Source organism: Pelatocladus sp., assembly GCF_059505505.1.
Genome location: NZ_JCACKS010000204.1, coordinates 16776 through 34645 on the forward strand (window position 1 = coordinate 16776; position 17870 = coordinate 34645).

General features: G+C 39.3%; 13 protein-coding genes and 1 pseudogene. 7 read left to right on the forward strand and 7 right to left on the reverse strand.

Going from position 1 to position 17870, the window contains the following annotated elements:
* Positions 1-191: 191 nt before the first annotated feature.
* Entirely contained in the window at positions 192-782 is a 591-nt protein-coding gene (locus AC5JMK_RS16315) for a glyoxalase-like domain protein (protein WP_096676436.1), read from the forward strand.
* 117 nt (positions 783-899) lie between these two features.
* On the opposite strand, the gene AC5JMK_RS16320 is transcribed toward AC5JMK_RS16315, so the two are convergent.
* Together AC5JMK_RS16320 and AC5JMK_RS16325 are read right to left on the reverse strand one after the other, a co-directional pair.
* The gene (locus AC5JMK_RS16320; protein ID WP_495910568.1) at positions 900-1736 is read right to left on the reverse strand and encodes an SWIM zinc finger family protein; all 837 of its coding nucleotides are present in this window, start codon (positions 1734-1736) and stop codon (positions 900-902) included.
* A gap of 206 nt (positions 1737-1942) precedes the next feature.
* Positions 1943-5194, reverse strand: coding sequence for a sll1366 family intein-prone helicase (locus AC5JMK_RS16325; protein ID WP_495910569.1), 3252 nt, complete (start codon positions 5192-5194; stop codon positions 1943-1945).
* 156 nt (positions 5195-5350) lie between these two features.
* On the opposite strand from AC5JMK_RS16325, the pseudogene AC5JMK_RS16330 reads away from it, so the two are divergent.
* Both AC5JMK_RS16330 and AC5JMK_RS16335 read left to right on the forward strand, forming a co-directional pair.
* Positions 5351-5688: pseudogene (locus AC5JMK_RS16330) on the forward strand (GNAT family N-acetyltransferase); the annotation flags it as partial.
* Positions 5689-5899: 211 nt separating this feature from the next.
* The gene (locus AC5JMK_RS16335; RefSeq protein ID WP_495910570.1) at positions 5900-8056 is read left to right on the forward strand and encodes a polyribonucleotide nucleotidyltransferase; all 2157 of its coding nucleotides are present in this window, start codon (positions 5900-5902) and stop codon (positions 8054-8056) included.
* A 177-nt stretch (positions 8057-8233) separates the two neighbouring features.
* Here the strand turns inward: AC5JMK_RS16335 and AC5JMK_RS16340 are convergent, their stop codons facing one another.
* Positions 8234-9265: an HlyD family secretion protein gene (locus tag AC5JMK_RS16340; protein ID WP_096676441.1), complete on the reverse strand. Its 1032-nt coding sequence runs from the start codon at positions 9263-9265 to the stop codon at positions 8234-8236.
* 339 nt (positions 9266-9604) lie between these two features.
* A complete protein-coding gene (queA, locus tag AC5JMK_RS16345) occupies positions 9605-10777 on the reverse strand; it encodes a tRNA preQ1(34) S-adenosylmethionine ribosyltransferase-isomerase QueA (RefSeq protein ID WP_096676442.1) in 1173 nt (390 codons plus the stop codon).
* 242 nt (positions 10778-11019) lie between these two features.
* On the opposite strand from queA, the gene AC5JMK_RS16350 reads away from it, so the two are divergent.
* Positions 11020-11409, forward strand: coding sequence for a hypothetical protein (locus AC5JMK_RS16350; protein ID WP_096679026.1), 390 nt, complete (start codon positions 11020-11022; stop codon positions 11407-11409).
* A gap of 163 nt (positions 11410-11572) precedes the next feature.
* Here AC5JMK_RS16350 and AC5JMK_RS16355 read toward each other — a convergent pair whose 3' ends face one another.
* Positions 11573-12157 (reverse strand): YraN family protein, encoded by a 585-nt coding sequence (locus AC5JMK_RS16355; protein WP_096676443.1) that lies wholly within the window; start codon positions 12155-12157, stop codon positions 11573-11575.
* Between the two features lie 15 nt (positions 12158-12172).
* Between AC5JMK_RS16355 and AC5JMK_RS16360 the strand changes: the two genes are divergently transcribed.
* A complete protein-coding gene (locus tag AC5JMK_RS16360) occupies positions 12173-12682 on the forward strand; it encodes a pentapeptide repeat-containing protein (RefSeq protein ID WP_096676444.1) in 510 nt (169 codons plus the stop codon).
* Between the two features lie 721 nt (positions 12683-13403).
* Complete coding sequence (locus tag AC5JMK_RS16365) at positions 13404-13727, forward strand: slr1957 family protein (protein WP_096676445.1); 324 nt, start codon at positions 13404-13406, stop codon at positions 13725-13727.
* Between the two features lie 96 nt (positions 13728-13823).
* On the opposite strand, the gene AC5JMK_RS16370 is transcribed toward AC5JMK_RS16365, so the two are convergent.
* Positions 13824-14537: an SDR family oxidoreductase gene (locus AC5JMK_RS16370; RefSeq protein ID WP_495910571.1), complete on the reverse strand. Its 714-nt coding sequence runs from the start codon at positions 14535-14537 to the stop codon at positions 13824-13826.
* Between the two features lie 185 nt (positions 14538-14722).
* Positions 14723-16894, reverse strand: a complete 2172-nt coding sequence (locus tag AC5JMK_RS16375; protein ID WP_495910572.1) for a tetratricopeptide repeat protein — start codon at positions 16892-16894, stop codon at positions 14723-14725.
* Between the two features lie 253 nt (positions 16895-17147).
* On the opposite strand from AC5JMK_RS16375, the gene AC5JMK_RS16380 reads away from it, so the two are divergent.
* A complete protein-coding gene (locus AC5JMK_RS16380) occupies positions 17148-17858 on the forward strand; it encodes a rhomboid family intramembrane serine protease (protein WP_096676448.1) in 711 nt (236 codons plus the stop codon).
* The last annotated feature ends 12 nt before the right edge of the window (positions 17859-17870 follow it).

Below are 17870 nucleotides of genomic sequence, written 5' to 3' on the forward strand. Positions count from 1 at the left end.
GCTTATGTTGTTAGAATTAACTTAGCAATAGCAATCTATAGTAATTAATCGCATAGTCTGTTGGTGTAAGCCTGTTTTTGAGCTAACACCAAGGCAGATTAGCACTTGGTACACTAGAAATAAAGACTTTATTTAAGTCATAATTTACAAAACAAAAGCGACTCCCTTATATATAATTCCCGATTCTGTTCATGTTTATAGCAAGTGTGACACCATTCTTGGTTAATACATATACTTTTGGCTCTTTTTTGCCTTCCATACCACTAGATAGCCTTTTCTCTACTCAAGGCATAATGGTGATGCTACTAGCAGCCTATGCCGGCGCCATGTGGATGTTTCTTACCAGTGCGCCAAAGGTATATACGGTTATGGTGTCGGATCTCGAAATTGCACGACAGTTGTATGAAGGACTCCTAGATTTACCAGCAGCAGAAGTACCGCTACACTACTACTACAATTATGAGCAAACTATAGGCGCAACAGGAGTTGATCCGCTTTACTTAGGAAGCAGTCCTTCCTTTGCTAACAAAATGTCGAATGGAAGTGAAGGACTTTGGTATCAACTTAAGAAAAACGTTCAGTTGCATGTAATTACGGGAGCTAGTTTAGGTACCAAAAATCAACAACGCCACGTTTGCTTTGACCACGAATGTATGGAAATGATTTTAATGCGGGTAGAGGTGCGGGGGTTGAAATTCAAAATTCGCAGCAGAAAACCCTTGAACTTTTTGGTTAAAGATTACGAAGGGCGAGTTATTGAGATGGCTGAAGTTGCAAATTGAAGAATTTGAACTAAATAAAATACACAACCTCACCCCCATTCCCTCTTCTTGCTAAGGAAAAGGGATAAGTAGTCGGGGTGAGCTAAATATATATAAACTAATCTGACTTTTGACATATCAATTTACACCTACATTCATAGCAGCCAAAAAGGCTTTTTGGCTAACATCTTTGTAAATTGTATCTAAATATTTCATAGCTAGATCAGCCGCAGTTAAGCTTGCAAGATTTTCCTCTTCTTTAGCAAGAGGAATTGCTCCTAAAACATCTAAAACTGTTTCACTAGTTGATGGCGCGATTACAACTAAAGAAGATTCTAAAGGCTCATGATATTGCCAAAAAGATTCTATATTTAAAGAATATTGAGTTTGTGAAACCAACTCTTTATCGTCTAGAGTTTTATCTGTTGGGACTTCAATATTCGCACTACGTAACTGACGTAAGTTGCTAATAATTTGCTCTTTTGTGCGTCCCCGCAATAGAAAGAGTACAAAAGGATCTTCGCTAAAGCGATCGCCTAACTGATAGTAAACTGCTGCAATATGTTTACAGGGATTTGCTTTATCAGGACAAGAACATCTACTGTGGACATCAGATAGAGTAAAAGGAAATAGCGAAATCCCATTAGCACTAAAAACTTCTTCTATATTTTGTGGCATTTCTCCTGCCAAAAGTTTAGCCGCAAAAATTGCTTTTTGAGACATTGTTTCTACTACATAACCCCACTCTTCATCACTAAAAGAGTCAAGAGAAAGAGAAACTATATAAGGTTCTGTTTCACTACCTTGAACCTTCGCTAACACCTTTGCACTCTCAAACTCAATACTAAGCACATTTCCTTGACGTGCATAGTTTCTACCACGTTCTAAACGCTTCTTAAAGCGATAGGAATCTAATAATTCTAGCCACCGTTGTGACCACCATTCTCGACTTGCTTGTAATGTGTAATTTGTCATTGGGGATTGGGGATTGGGGAAGGTGGGGTCCCCTCTGGGGATAAGGGGAAGGTAGGGGTCTCCTGGAGGGGATAAGGGGTAATGGGGATTGGGGATTGGGGATTGGGGATCGGGGATGAATCAGTTAACAGTTTAATTTGATAACTGATCACTGAATAACTGATAACTGATTAGTTGTCCTCCTTGTCTGCGATCCCTGATCCCTGTTACTCTGAATCTTCTTCCATCACTGCACTACGATCTAATAAAAGTAAATTACGGAGTTGGTTTGTATCGAGTTCAGTTAACCACTCTTCACCTGCACCCACAACTTGTTCAGCTAGTTGCTTTTTGCTTTCAATCATGTCATGGATTTTCTCTTCTAAAGTGCCAGTACAAACAAATTTATGTACTTGGACATTGCGGGTTTGACCAATACGAAAAACTCGGTCTGTGGCTTGATTTTCTACTGCGGGGTTCCACCAACGATCAAAGTGGAAGACGTGATTTGCACGAGTTAAATTTAGTCCTACACCCCCAGCTTTGAGTGACAAAATCATTATTGGTGGTCCTTGAGGATCATGTTGGAAACGGTCAATCATTTCTTCACGTTGTTTTTTGCTAGTACTACCATACAAAAAGAAAATTTCTCGTCCTAGCTGTTGTTCTAAATAGGGTTTGAGTAGTTTACCCCACTCAGCAAATTGGGTAAAAATTAAAGCGCGATCGCCTTCCGATAAAACCTCTTCTAACATTTCCTGCAATCGTAGTAATTTACCAGATAACTGCGGTTCTGAGAGAGTAGTTTTTTTCAAATACTGGGCGGGATGATTGCAGACTTGTTTGAGTTTAACGAGTAAACCTAAAATCATCCCCCGACGCTGAATTCCCTCGGCTGTTTCAATTTCAGCAAGTGAATCTTCTACTACTTTTTGATACAGTTCTGCTTGTTCCAAACTCAAACCACAAAAAACATTTATTTCCTGCTTTTCTGGCAAGTCTTGAATAATTTCACGGTCACTTTTTAAACGACGCAAAATAAATGGTTGCACTAATGAACGCAATTGATTCAATGAAGAAGTATCTCCATATTTTTCAATTGGCATAGCAAAGCGTCGTTGAAAGAATTGTTTATTTCCTAAATATCCTGGATTAAGAAAATCCAAAATAGACCAGAGTTCTTGGAGCCTATTTTCTACAGGTGTCCCCGTTAAAGCAATCTTATAATCTGCTTCTAATTGGCGCACTGATTGAGATTGTTTTGCCTCTGCATTTTTAATATTTTGGGCTTCATCTAAAACAATTCCCTGCCATGAAACAGTTTGTAATGACTTGATATCTCGGTGAATGAGCGCATAACTGGTAATTACCAAATTATGCTTGTTTGCTATTTCTCCAAATGTCTTACCTTTGGGACGCTTATCACCGTGATATTGCCAAACGTTCAGCGTCGGGGCAAATTTTTTAACTTCTCTTTCCCAGTTTCCTAAGACTGAAGTTGGGCAAATTAAAAGTGTTGGTTTTTCTAATGCATCTTGTTCTTTTAAATGTAGTAAAAAAGCGATAAATTGGATCGTCTTACCCAATCCCATATCGTCCGCCAGACAAGCACCCAAACCCCAGCGTTCGAGAAATGTCAACCAAGCAACTCCACGCTGTTGATAGGGACGCAACTCTCCTTGAAAATCGGCGGGTGTTGGTAAGGGTTCGACTGCTTTGTTATTTGTCAGGGTAGTAACCAACTCTTGCAATGCGCCTGATGCTTCAAAGCTAACCACGGGCAATTTTTCAATTGTCTGGGTATCTCCCGTACTCAAACGTAAAGCATCTTCCAAGGAAAGGGCCATTTGGTCTTTACGAGATGCAAAAAAGGCTTGGGCTGTTTTGATATCTTGGGGGCGCAATTCTACCCACTCGCCGTTAATTTCAACTAAGGGACTATTCAACGCCACTAAGGAGTCAAATTCTTTTTTGGAAAGAGTCTGTCCCCCAATTGCCAATTGCCATTGGAAATTTAGTAAACTTTGTAAACCTAAACGTCCCTGTTTTTGATTTGGTGTTTGGGCAGAAATTTTCAAACCCAGACGGTTCGCCCATCCTTCCCGGTTTGCTAAACTCGCAGGTAAAATCACACCTAAACCATTATCTTCAAGCCGTGTCTTCACCGACTTAATAAATTCGTAGGCTTGGATGGGGCTAAGGTTGCAAGATTGGGGATAAGTGGTATCCATGCTGGGTGTGATAATTGGATACAAACGCGATGCTAATCCCAATCCACGTAAAAATGTCTCTTGTGGTTGTTTAATAGTACGACCACGATAAACAAAGTTTTCAACTGAATGCTGCCATATTGTTTCTGCATCCACTAAAAATTCTGGATCATCTGGTGCTTGCAAAAAATACGCTAAAGTCCAATCTGTTTCGTCTGACTCCGGTGGATGCAAAACAAAAGCAGTACGAAACAGATTTTTTCCTGCCATCTGGTATTGTAGCGGCATTGTCCAAGCTTTTAGTGCCGCTTCTAGTCGTTCCAAACCTATAGGTTCAGCGTTGACAGTACCTAGTGTACCTGTTAGAGACTGCAACCACTGTCGTACCGCCGATGGAATAGATGCCATTACTCTTGCTTCCAGCACAGTTTGGGAAGCAAACATTTCTCTGATTTGAGTATCAATCGTACTATTGAGAAATCCCAGTAGTAATTCTTGTGGTTCTGGTGGGAAATTTACACTTAATGAGGATTGAGAATCATTCTCTATTCCCTCTTGTCCCTGATATGTCCGACAAGCTAATGGCATAAGTTGGGAAAATTTTTCTAGACGGGTTCCATCCAAAGCACTATCTAAAAGTGCTTGCCATTTGGCAATGAAAGAACCATCTATTTGGTGTTCAAGAGTAGGCAAAAATTTACATCGGGAGATTAAATCCAAACTCCAACGGGCTATTTGTGACCAAAATCGTAAATCTCCTCCTAAAAAATCATCCTCAACTTTGGCAACACTCAAAGGTAAAGAAGCCAAAAACTTTACTGCTTCTGTGGGATTGAGACAAAAACCCTCTACTCGCCACGGTTGTAGGTATTGTTCAGATGATTGTTCTGAACCTAATATTGCTGAATGTACAGGATAAATCGCTGTTACTCCCTCGGTTTTGCCTTCTACAAAATTAGTGGGAAAAGCAATAATCGTTTGCGAGGAGATTGGCAAAGTTTCTGTAGTTTTTTTCGCTTGACGCCGCCCTGTTTGCCCTGATGCGATCGCTTGTGTCTCTACAGATTGCGATCTTGAATTTGGAATTTTAATATTACGATAACTTAGCCACTCGCTTAATTCACTTGGTGTGATCGCATAAGGTAATAGTGGTACTTCTGTTAATGTGTTTGGATCAATATTCGTCCCTAGCGATCGCCAAGTCTCTCCCCAGATAAATAAACAGTTACCTTGATTTTGTATTAACCAACTACCGTGTAATATTGCCATTTGCCAACTACTCAAATTTTCCCAACATCAAAGCCTTGAATCTGCTTATTCTCCACTTTTGTGAATTCCTAACTTTTTAAATTTTAAATACATATTATGAATAAGTATTAAATATTTTTTTAAAAATAAAAATAATCTTAATAAAGTTTATGAGCAATGCAGTTACCCCTTTATAAAAATTTAAAAAATCGTATAAAAGTAGAATTAGATTATATGCATCCAGAAGAACAAGAGGAGGTAAGGAAATTACTGAATGTTGTGATTTTAGAAGGAAAAACCTATCCCAAAAACAACCCCTCTCACCATCAGAATTTGCAGCTTATTGGTTAAATCAGGATGCTTTTGTCATCAAAAAAGCAGCGAAATCTGCTACACAGCAAGCCAAAGAAATATGGGGAGTATTTTATCTCAAACCAAACTTTCCAGATCGATGTAGCCATATTTGCAACGCTGGTTCTATTGTACAACCTGACAAGCGGGCATTGGGGATCGGGGAAAGGGGATCGAGAAAAGGGATCGGGGAATAGGGACAAGGCAGATAAGGGAGATAAGGGGAAGAATAATGCCCCATGCCCTTTCCCCGATACTTTTTGTAACGAAATTGTTAATCATGAATTCTATATACTGCTCAAGCCAGTATTAGATCATAAATGTTAGGATTGCCACAGAGAGAGAATAGCGAGCATAGTAAGGAAAAAAAACTGAATGGGAGAATTTGAGAAGTCAATATCCTTCGATGGAAGGGATATTCGACTGAAGGTGGGTTTACTAGCACCCCAGGCTGGTGGATCGGTGTTGATACAATCTGGGGATACGGCAGTTCTAGTTACAGCTACGCGATCAGCAGCCAGAGAAGGCATTGATTTTTTGCCCCTCACGGTAGATTATGAAGAAAGATTATACGCAGCAGGTAGAATCCCTGGAGGATTGTTGCGACGTGAAGGTCGTCCACCAGAGAGAGCAATTCTCACCAGCCGTCTGATTGACCGCCCTTTACGTCCTTTGTTCCCCTCTTGGTTACGGGATGATCTGCAAGTTATTGCGCTGACTCTTTCTATGGATGAGCTAGTACCGCCAGATGTGCTAGCTGTTACTGGTGCTTCTATTGCTACCCTGATGGCAAAAATTCCCTTCAATGGGCCTATGGCAGCCGTGCGCGTCGGTTTGGTGGGTGATGATTTTATCATTAATCCCACTTATGCAGAAATCGAAGCTGGAGACCTGGATTTAATAGTTGCAGGTTCGCCGGATGGTGTAATCATGGTGGAAGCGGGAGCTAATCAGCTACCCGAACGTGATATTCTTGAAGCGATTGAATTTGGTTACGAAGCTGTGCAAGATTTAATTCAAGCGCAGCATGATTTAATTGCAGAATTGGGTTTGGAAATAGTGCATGAAGCACGACCAGAACCAGACCAATCACTGAGTAACTTTATTAGCGATCGCGCTACCGACGAAATTAGAAAAATCCTCTCACAGTTTGATTTCGATAAAACTGACCGAGATACAGCTTTGGATGCGGTCAAAGAATCCGTAGCAACTGCGATCGCGGAACTACCAGAAGAAGATCCAATTCGAGTGGCTGCAACTACTAACGCCAAGGCATTGGATAATACTTTCAAAGACATCACCAAAAAGCTGATGCGCCGTCAGATCATCGAAGATAATGTCCGGGTCGATGGTCGCAAGTTGGATGAAGTTCGTCCTGTTTCCTGTGCAACTGGTTTATTACCCAAGCGAGTCCACGGTTGTGGTTTATTTAATAGGGGGCTAACTCAAGTATTATCTGCTTGTACGCTCGGTACACCAGGAGATGCTCAAAACTTAAACGACGATTTGCAACAAGACCAAGCAAAGCGTTACATGCACCATTACAACTTCCCGCCATTCTCCGTTGGGGAAACCAAACCCATGCGAGCGCCGGGACGTCGAGAAATAGGTCACGGGGCGCTGGCGGAAAGATCTATTTTACCAGTGCTACCACCTAAAGAGGAATTTCCCTACGTAATTCGCGTAGTATCGGAAGTGCTTTCTTCCAATGGTTCTACCTCAATGGGTTCGGTGTGCGGTTCCACCCTGGCTTTAATGGATGCTGGTGTACCAATTCTCAAACCTGTGAGTGGTGCGGCTATGGGTTTGATTAAAGAAGGTGATCAAGTACGAGTCCTGACAGACATTCAAGGAATCGAAGACTTTTTAGGTGACATGGATTTCAAGGTTGCTGGTACGGATACCGGGATTACAGCCTTGCAAATGGATATGAAAATTAGCGGTTTGTCCTTGGATATTATTTCCCAAGCCGTCGATCAAGCAAGAGGCGCACGCTTGCATATTCTGGAGAAAATGCTCCAGACAATTGACCAACCACGCACAGAAATGTCACCCTATGCTCCACGTCTGTTGACGATCAAGATTGATCAAGACATGATTGGTCTGGTGATTGGGCCTGGAGGTAAAACCATCAAAGGCATCACTGAAGAGACTGGTGCTAAAGTTGACATTGAAGATGATGGCACTGTAACTATCTCTGCGGTGGATGAAAGCAAGGCCAGGAGAGCAAAAAGCATAATCCAAGGCATGACGCGGAAGCTGAATGAGGGTGATGTTTACGTAGGCAGAGTGACCCGCATTATACCTATTGGTGCATTTGTGGAGTTTTTGCCAGGTAAAGAAGGCATGATCCACATTTCTCAACTTGCTGACTACCGTGTTGGTAAGGTTGAAGATGAAGTTGCAGTTGGTGATGAAGTAATTGTCAAAGTACGTGAAATTGACAATAAGGGTAGAATCAATCTTACTCGTTTAGGTATTCATCCTGAGCAAGCGGCAGCAGCACGCGAACAAGCAACATCGAATAAATAAAATAGGAGGTCTGGTAGTGAGCGCTCTACAAAAGGATTAAAGTCCTGACTACAAAGTATAATTGCAGAAGCGATCGCAAACTAAAGAAGTAAGCCCGCAAGTCAACTGCGGGCTAATAGTCTAAGTCTACTTTTAGCAGACTGTAGTAAACGATTATCTAATAAACTGATAACTGAATTACTTACCAGTCACTTTTACAACTGCTGACATTCCAGGAGTAATGCGCGATTCATAACCTTTAATACTCGCCGGATCAAACATAATCTTGACAGGAATTCTACGTACATCCTTGGTATTAGTATTATTGTTTGGCGGAATCAAAGCAATGCTATCTACTTTACCCGCAAAGTTACGACTTGGAAAAGCGGCAATTTTAATGTCTACTCTTTGTCCTTGTTGTATCTTTTCTAACTGGCTTTCTTGAAAGTTACCAATAATCCAAGGATCTGGTTGCACGACAGTGAAAAGAGTTTGACCAGGTTCTACTCGTTGTCCGATTTGGATATTTTTGTTACCAATTTTTCCAGGAACAAGGGCATTAATATTGGTGTAGGATAATTGTAATTCAGCTTTTTTGACTTCTGCCTCTTTTTGAGCGATCGCAGCCAATGCAGTTTTATATTGTTGTTCGTTGATATCTCTTTGTTGAGCTGCTTGTGCTTGGAGGAAATTCTGTCTAGCTTGAGTATTGTTATCTGCTGGTAATAGTCGCGGTACTGAAGCCGAAACAGGGACATTTTTAAATTTTTTCTGTGCTAAAGCTGCTTGCTGTTTGGCTAACTCTAAAGATGCTTTCGCTTGGGTGAGAGATACTTGATAATCTTGAGGATCAAGTTTTACTAACAGTGTTCCCGGAGTTACCACTTGATTCTCGTTGACTGGAATCTGGTTGACTATTCCTGAGACACGAGCAGTCACAGGATAAATGTCTGCGGTAATATAGGCGTTATCTGTTTGCGGAAAACTTTGGCTATACTGCCATTGGCGATAAGCGTAAATTCCGGATGCGATCGCTCCTGCACCTAAAAGTACTCCAATTACCACAACAGGCAGCAGACGACTTTGAGATAGAGGTACTCTGTTTTTGATATTACTATTTGATGCAGCAGGAGTGATAGCTGTAACCTCTTGCTCTGCAACTGGAGTTTTTTGTTCCTCTACTCCTGTAACTTGTTGTGCGTGTTGTTGTAAAGAATCTACCCGTTCCATCAGCCACCCTCTTTTAAGTAATATTTCAAGATTTCTTATTAACAATTGACAACAAATATATAAGTGCTTTAATACACTAAGTGCGAGGAGTAATATTGATATTATTATATGCTTTTACCTTGTTTTTTTACTTTGAATATTTATTTATAATTTTGCTTAATTAACCACTTATACCAACTTAAATTAAGTGTATTTTGTATATCTTTAGACAGCTTGATCATAAATACTTTTAAATTTAAGGACTAAAGTCCTGACTACAAACTTGAGCGATCGCAATTTTTCAGAATGATATATATATTTGTGAGATGAACTAGCTGGATCATCCCACAATAAAAACTACTATATTGTTGCTTCTGGCAAAATTAACATCGCGTCACCAAACGAATAAAAACGATATCGAGATGCTATGGCTTCTTGATAAATATTTAGTAATCTCTGTCTACCAATTAAAGCACTTACCAACATTAGTAAACTTGAACGTGGTAAATGAAAGTTAGTAATCATACCTTCCACTACCCGCCATTTATAACCAGGATAAATAAACAAATTAGTCTTACCACAAAACGGTTGCAATTCATCTTTAGTTGCAGATCCTTCCAAAGCACGGACTACCGTCGTACCCACAGCAATAATGCGGCCACCAGCAGCCTTCGTAGCACGAATTTGTTCTACAGTATTTTGAGGTACTTCTATCCATTCTTCATGCATTGTATGGGTAGTGAGGTTCTCCACTTCTACTGGACGAAATGTTCCTACACCTACGTGCAATGTTACAAAAGCTTGATTAATATTTTGTTCGCGTAACTTTTGTAATAATTCTGGAGTAAAGTGCAATCCTGCTGTGGGAGCAGCAACCGCTCCTGGATTTTGAGCATATACTGTTTGATACTGTTCACTTTGGGCTTCGGTTGTTGTGATGTATGGTGGTAGGGGTATTTCACCAAATACATCCAGCAATTGTAGCAAAGAAACTTCTTCTGGCAGTTCAAATTGTAGCAAACGCCCTCCAGTCGCGGTGTCGGTTGCTATGACAGTCGCAGTTAGTGAATGATAGGGAAGTGGAGTGGTGGGATGATCCCCATCAGTGTTAACCTTCGCTGTAAAAACAATTTGCGAACCGCGTTTAAAACGTTTTCCCGGCTTGACCAAGGCTAACCAACGGTTATGCTGTCTTTCCTCTAGCAGTAATACTTCTACCTCTGCTCCTGTTAATTTCTTACCATATAACCGGGCTGGAAGAACTCGTGTATTATTCATCACGAGTAAATCCCCCGGACGTAGGATTTCTGGTAAATTTCGGAAGATCCGGTGTTGGGGTATAGTATCTATACCTACATTCAGAGAATTTACAACTAACAGTCTAGAACTATCTCTGGGAACTACTGGGTTTTGAGCAATTAGTTCGGTTGGTAATTCATAATCGTACCCAGCTAATGAGAGATCTAGTTCGGAATTTTCTGGTGTTTGTTCAGATCTTAAATGAGAATTTGTTTTTGTGAGTTGTTCCTGCATTTAGATTTTAGACTTTCTTAAACAAGCTGGTTGAAAATAGTAGGTTCTAAAAGAACTCTAAAGTATTGCCGACAAAATAGAATCTTCGACTTTAAGATAGATAGCATTAAGTACCACTGAAGCAACTATATGAAAATTGGGTAAACCTCCCTATCTAAAAACGGGGACTTTTACCCTAGCAGGTTGTGACTCGCTCTACCAATAATAGAAATGTAGGATTGGCTTTGATCCCAAGCACCAAGATGGAATACTTGTATTATCTGGCAAATGCCAGTCTCACTCTGAGGGTTGTTCAATACTTGCACGCTAAACCCCAAATACCTGTTTCCTTCATCACCGTAATTCATCAAATTGATGGTTGGGTGGTTAGAGTCAAACTTAGAAAACAGGTATCAGCCCAAGAAGATGGTGACATTCGAGCTTTTTTGAATGAATTAGGAATTAGCTACGAGCCGCCAATGCGAGTACAAATGGCACTTTGGAGTTTAGAGGCAGGTCAGTGTCCTGTTGATGTTATGCGTCGTTATCAAGTTGCTATTGTTTCTCATGGTAGCCCAGAAAAAGAGGAAATTGAGGCATTTAGACAACAATTTGTTAGAGGATTAGGTTATTGTCCAGAAACTTTGGCATAACCAAATCAGTGAACAGTTATCAGTTATCAGCTTTAAAAATTATAGGTCAGCCTTGAAATATAATTAGAGCAAAAAAACAAAGATGTATGGGGTAATTGGTAATTGCTAATGGTAATTGTTGATAATTTTTTGTTTTGAACAACAAAAAAACTCACAGTAGCCACTACCCAAAATCATCGGCAACATCAAAAGCCGCAGGAATGTATTCTTGCAATGTTAATTTATACCCTGCTATATACGAGCTAATTAGGTTTTTTTCTTGAAATTTATCCTTAGTAAATTTTGTTGATATTTGACGATAACTAACAATAGCAACGTCAAATCGACAAGGGTAATCTGCTTGATCAGGGTGTGCTACTAAAAACATCTGTGCTGTACGCCAAAGTTTGACTTGCTTGGATGAGGCGATCGCACTTCTTCCCCCCGCATCCCAATTCTTAGGACTGCGGGTTTTTACTTCGACAAACGCCAGTGTAGGAGAGGCCGTGAGGGGAAGAACAGGAGACAAAAAACAGGGAGGAGACAAAGAATAAATATTACCACCTTGTCTGTCTTGTTTTGCATGTCCCCCATGCCCCAATGGTCCTGCGTCATCTTCGACATACTGTGCAACAATATCGATTTCTCCCCAACGACAACGCCAGCGACGATCAAGGATTACCCAACCTTGAGATTGTAAGCAATGTGCTACTAGGTCTTCTCCTGCGTTGCCGATATCGAGATAATGGTAAGGAGAATGGTTCGTCATTGGTTAAAAGTTACAATGAGTTCTAAGTTGAGCGATCGCATTACAATAAGCATACTAAGTGTGTTGTTTTTGGCTGTGATGGCTATCACAGTTGCTCTAGCTTTCCCCGAAAGTGCTGTGGCAATTAACTACAACAACCGAACTTTAGAAGCAGCTGATTTTTCCAAGCAGGACTTAACAGATTCCAGCTTTGACCATGCTAATCTTCGCAATAGCAACTTCAGTGATTCCAATTTACGTGGTGTCAGATTCTTTTCGGCAAATTTAACCTCAGTAGATTTCACCGATTCTGATCTCAGTTATACCGACTTAGAATCAGCACGAATGACTAAAGCCAATTTGACGAATGCAGTCCTAGAAGGCGCATTTATTACTGGCACTATGTTTAATGGAGCAATAATTGATGGTGCAGATTTTACTGATACTTACATCCGTGAGGACATGCTTAAGAAATTATGTGAAGTAGCTAAAGGCACTAATCCAGTCACAGGGCGGAATACCCGCGATACTTTGGCTTGTCCTTAATTGTTGGTAACTTGGTGTCTTAAGGTCTTTGTGTTTTAACCACAAAGACACTAAGACACCAAAGGAATTCTTGTGGGACAGGCGGCTTAAGGAATTAACTTTAAACTCGTCGTAGTGGCGATGATAAATTTTTAGATTGTTAAGATTGTCTGTATTTTTGGTAATTTTGATACATCTATAGTTTGCAGTTTTTCCTCAAATATCTTTCTCTAGTATGGTTAAGCTTGCTTAGTAAATTTGTAAATTGAATAAAAATAAAATGAAAAACTATTAAGCAATTATACTCATTTATTTGTAGTGAGGACTTTAATCCTCACTACGGAATTTAAAATCATATGGCAGTTGCGTAAGTCTTGACTATTTTGAGCTTTAATCATCCATCAAATGAATGCAAATTAGTGTTTCCCCTTTACCTTTTACCGATTTACTTAAAAAGCATATGCTTACTCAATTGTTGCAAATTATTTAGTTACCAATTTTCAGGTAAAGTTTATTTTCAATCGATGCAATAAGAATGAAAGTACTGCTAGTCTGTTTATGTAAGAAAAGACTAGTTTAAAGTTGCTTAGAGGTAGATTTTGTTCTTAACAAGTTTTAATAATTGCCGTAGTAAAATAACTTAAAAGAGATTGATCAATTATTAAGATTAACTAAAAAAATTATACTTATTGGTTTTCTAATTATTATGTTGAACTTCTTGAAGCGAATTGGTAGTCGGAATATGAAACATTACTCTGATGCATGGATTGAAGAATGGTGCAAGGATAATGGCTGGACAGATTTATTTATTGAGCGCTGTAATAGTTACTGGGCTTTTCCTCCTGGCGCAGTAATGCCAGAACCAATTCCCATGCAAGTTCTTAGAATTATTAAAGCTGAAAAAGGATTAACCTGTGAAGAACGTTTTTGGTCGTTTACAGCAGTAATTGCAACTATGATTGCGGCTTTTGTGACCTATTGGCTGAGATGTCCGATACCATTGGTTGCAGCTTTCGCTTTTAATGCGGTGACGGTGGCTCAACTTGAGGTTGAGGATGCTTATTAAAGCAAGAGAAAAGTTAAGGCGTAAAGGGAAAAGAAAAGATTTATTTTTGATTTTATGGTTAGAAAAGGTGCTGCGATCGCAGCACCTTTTGTAGTTCTAAATTGCAGCAGAATAAGCTTCATCAACTTTGATAGTCGTACCTGTGATAAACTTGGCATCTTCAGAAATCAGAAAAGCAACTATTTTCGCAAATTCAGCATAGGTAGCAGGACGACCCAACATTAGGTCTGTCGGCAGATTCCAGCCTTCAAATTCTTCCATTCTATCTCCCACAAAGTAAGGCGCAACAGAAATCATACGAATTTTATTGGCTTTGTAACACTTGGCATAAAGTTTTGTAAATCCTTCCATTGCAGTGCGGAGTGTACCGCTAAAGGGTGTTCCCAAATCTGGTTCATGGGAGTCAGATGCGGAAATATTGACAATCACCCCACCTCCTTGTTTTTGCATCGGTTCTGTAACCAGCCTTGCTATGCGAACAACGCTCAAAAATAGCATTTCAAAATTTTCTAGCCACATTTCATCGGAAATTGATAGTAAATCTGGGCGGGGTGGATCTCCAAAACTATTCACTACTGCATCAATGCGACCAAAATTAGCCAACGTCGTATGTACCAAGTGCTGTAAATCTTGGGAATTTGCAATCGAACCTTGGGTTGCTATACCTCCCAACTCTTCAGCCAACTGGAACACACTCTTGCTTCGAGCTATGAGTGAAACTTTGTAACCCTGTGCTGCTAATTCTCGCGCACAACCTCCTCCGATACCGCGACTTGCAGCAGTAACAATCACAACTTTCTGCTGATGCATCGTTTCTATTCTCCCAATGAAATTACTGAAAAAGATTCATCGTCAAATCGAGATAGACAAATCGCCTGATAGTTATGACTCTGGAATGATCGCAAAGTATTAAATGAGACTTTTATTAAGGGTTTGTAATCAGCATTTTAGTGGTTAAAAATCAGGACTCAAGTCCTTACTACGAACTTTCTGAGCTAACGTAGAGGTTTTGGCAGAATTAATTGTATTGGTTTTGATGTTTGAATTGGTTCTACACCAGTTTTTGGCTGAGTTACGTGCGGTTGACTAATAAATGCATTTGGTTTAGTAACTGACAACTGGTTTTGGGCTTTGTCTCGTGCTTGGATAGCTTGCTGATAGTCTGGTTTAATTTTTATTGCTTGATTGTAAGAAGCGATCGCTTCTTGATAACGTTGTAAATTAAACAAGGCATTTCCTCTAGAAAACCAAGTTTCGTAGTGTTTTGGGTTGTAACGGGCGGCGCGATCATATGAGGCGATCGCTTCTTCATATTTTTGTAAAAGATATAGCGAATTGCCCCGATTATACCAAAGTTGATCATCGTTTCGTTTCAATTTTGCTGCTTGCTCGTAAGCTGCTAAAGCTTCGTTGTATTTTTGCATTTGATGTAGCGACCAACCCTTGTTATACCATGCTTGGAAATTATTAGGGTTTAATTCAATAAATCTATTAAATGATTCAACTGCTTCTGGATAGCGCTGTAAACTCATCATAATATTACCTCTTGCTAACCACGCTGGGTAATAATTTGGATTAGTTTGTACGGCTTGATCATAGGCTGTCAATGCATCTTGAGAACGTTGCAAATTCACAAGAGAATTGCCGCGATTATACCAAGCTTCTGCATAACTTGGTTTGATTTCAAGAGTTTTATCGTATGCTTTTATTGCTTCTTCGTAACGTTTTAAATTTTGTAGAGTTTGAGCTTTATTGTACCAAGCTTCATAATCATCTTTTTGCAAATTAATTGCTTGTTCATAAGCCGATATTGCTTCATCGTATCGCTTTAAACTGTTTAAAGCTTCTCCTTTTGCATTCCAAACTTGGGGAGAATTATTTTCTAGTTGCAAGGCTTTATCAAAAGAGGCGATCGCTTCTTGATATCGACGCAAATCTTTTAATACAAAACCTCTACCTATCCAAGCTTCTAAATAATCCGGTTCAATTTGAATTGCTTTATCATAAGCTGTGAGGGCTGCTTTGTATTCTCTTAACTTACTCAGCGCACTAGCTTGTCCATTCCAAGCTTCAACATATTCTGGTCGAATTTTTACTGCTTTTTCATATACTGACAAAGCGTCTTGATAGCGTTGTAATTCATAAAGTGTATTAGCTTTTTTATATAATTCGCTAGCGTTGACAGAATTAATACTATTAATAATATATAAAGATGCTACTGTTCCCACTCCTAAAATTACCATTCCAGCTAAGATCTTTTTGATAATATTTTTTTTGGGTTTTTTATTTGTAATTGATGGTTGATTGTGATCAGGAATATTTAATGCTACTGTTTGCCAGTTGGGATTATGCAAATCTTTTAACGCTTGTAAAGCTAAAGTTGCTGATGAATGACGTTGACGAAAATCATAACGCACCATTTTATCTAAAAACTGAGCAAATTCCTGGCTGACTTCAGTATGATTTTGCCAAATAATTTCATTAGTTTCTGCGTCTTTTTCAAGTTCTTCAGGATATAAGCCAGTGAGTGCTTGAATCCCAAGAATACCGACAGCATATATATCGCTACTATATTTTGGGCTACCTTGGGCTTGTTCCCCAGGAATATAGCCAGGAGTACCAATCGCAACGGTAAATTTAGTTTTGCTACTAGGATTAATTACCTGAGTCGTAATTTGTTTGACTGCTCCAAAATCGATTAAAAATAACTTGCCATCTGGTTCTCTTCTTAGTAAATTATGGGGGTTGACGTCACGATGGATAACTTTTTGTTGATGGACAAAATCTAATATTTGCAAAATCTCTTGCAAAAGAGAAATAACTTGAGATTGACTGAGGGGCTTTCCTGGTATGATTTCTTTGCTCAGATTATGACCTTCAATAAATTCTTGTACCAGATAAAATTCTTCGTTTTCTTCAAAGTATGCCAAAAGTTGGGGAATCTGATGGTGTGTACCTAATTTATGCAAAACCTGGGCTTCTGTATCAAATAGACGTCTAGCTGTTTGCAGACTTTCTGGATCTGTGACTTGGGGTTTAAGTTTCTTGACAACACATTTAGGATTACCAGGTAATTGAGTATCATAAGCGACAAAAGTTTCACCAAAGCCTCCTCCGCCCAAATGACTGATAATTTGGTATCTTCCAACAAGTATGTTTCCCAGCATTTGGTTTACCTAGTTGAATACGCTACGACCTGATTTTGATCTTGCCACACTTTTCTTACTGTGGTTAGTAGTTAGTGGATAGTGATTAGTGATAAATAACCACAAGTAAATACTAACCACCAACTATAGCTATAGCCATCAAGATTAGGACATAGACTATAAGAGTTCTCATTGCGTCTATCAAATGTTAACGTCCTAACAAAAATGGCTACGGCTATACCAACCAGCAACCATCAACCACCAATTACTTTCAATGATTCCTATTAGCGATAACCTTTTCATTAATTCGCGTAAAAAACCGATAATGATTTATTGGTTAATTGGTATGAACCTTGCTTTGTTTTTATGGGAATTCAAGCTAGAAATTAGTGGACAGTTAGGTGTTTTTGTGGTTAATTGGGGTTTAATTCCAGCACAAATGCATGGTGCGATCGCTAGTTTCTTTGCTGGTAATTCTGCTGCTGGAATATTTGTGCTGTCGCGTTCTGTTTCTCTGTTAACTGCAATGTTTATTCACGGTAGTTTTAGCCAAATTTTGGGTAATCTACTGTTTTTGTGGGTTTTTGGCAGAAATTTAGAAAATATTCTTGGTCATGGTCGATTTTTAGTATTTTATCTAATGTGTGGCATTCTGACAGGAATAATCCAAATTCTTGCTAATCCCAACTTGACCGTACCACTGATAGGTGCAAATGGTGCGATCGCATCTGTTTTGGGAGCATATATCTTCAAGTTTCCCAAGGTTAAAATTGATACTGTAATGCCTCTTTTAGTTATATTTATACCTATGCAAATTCCAGCTGTTTTCTATACAATTTGGTGGTTTGTCCAACAATTGTTTTATGGAATTGGTAGTTTAAATATTCCAGGTGGTGTTAACCCACTTAATAGTGTTAATTATTGGGCGCAGATTGCAGGATTCATTATGGGTATAACTACAATGAAAAGATTACAACTAAAATGAGTTATGAATAAG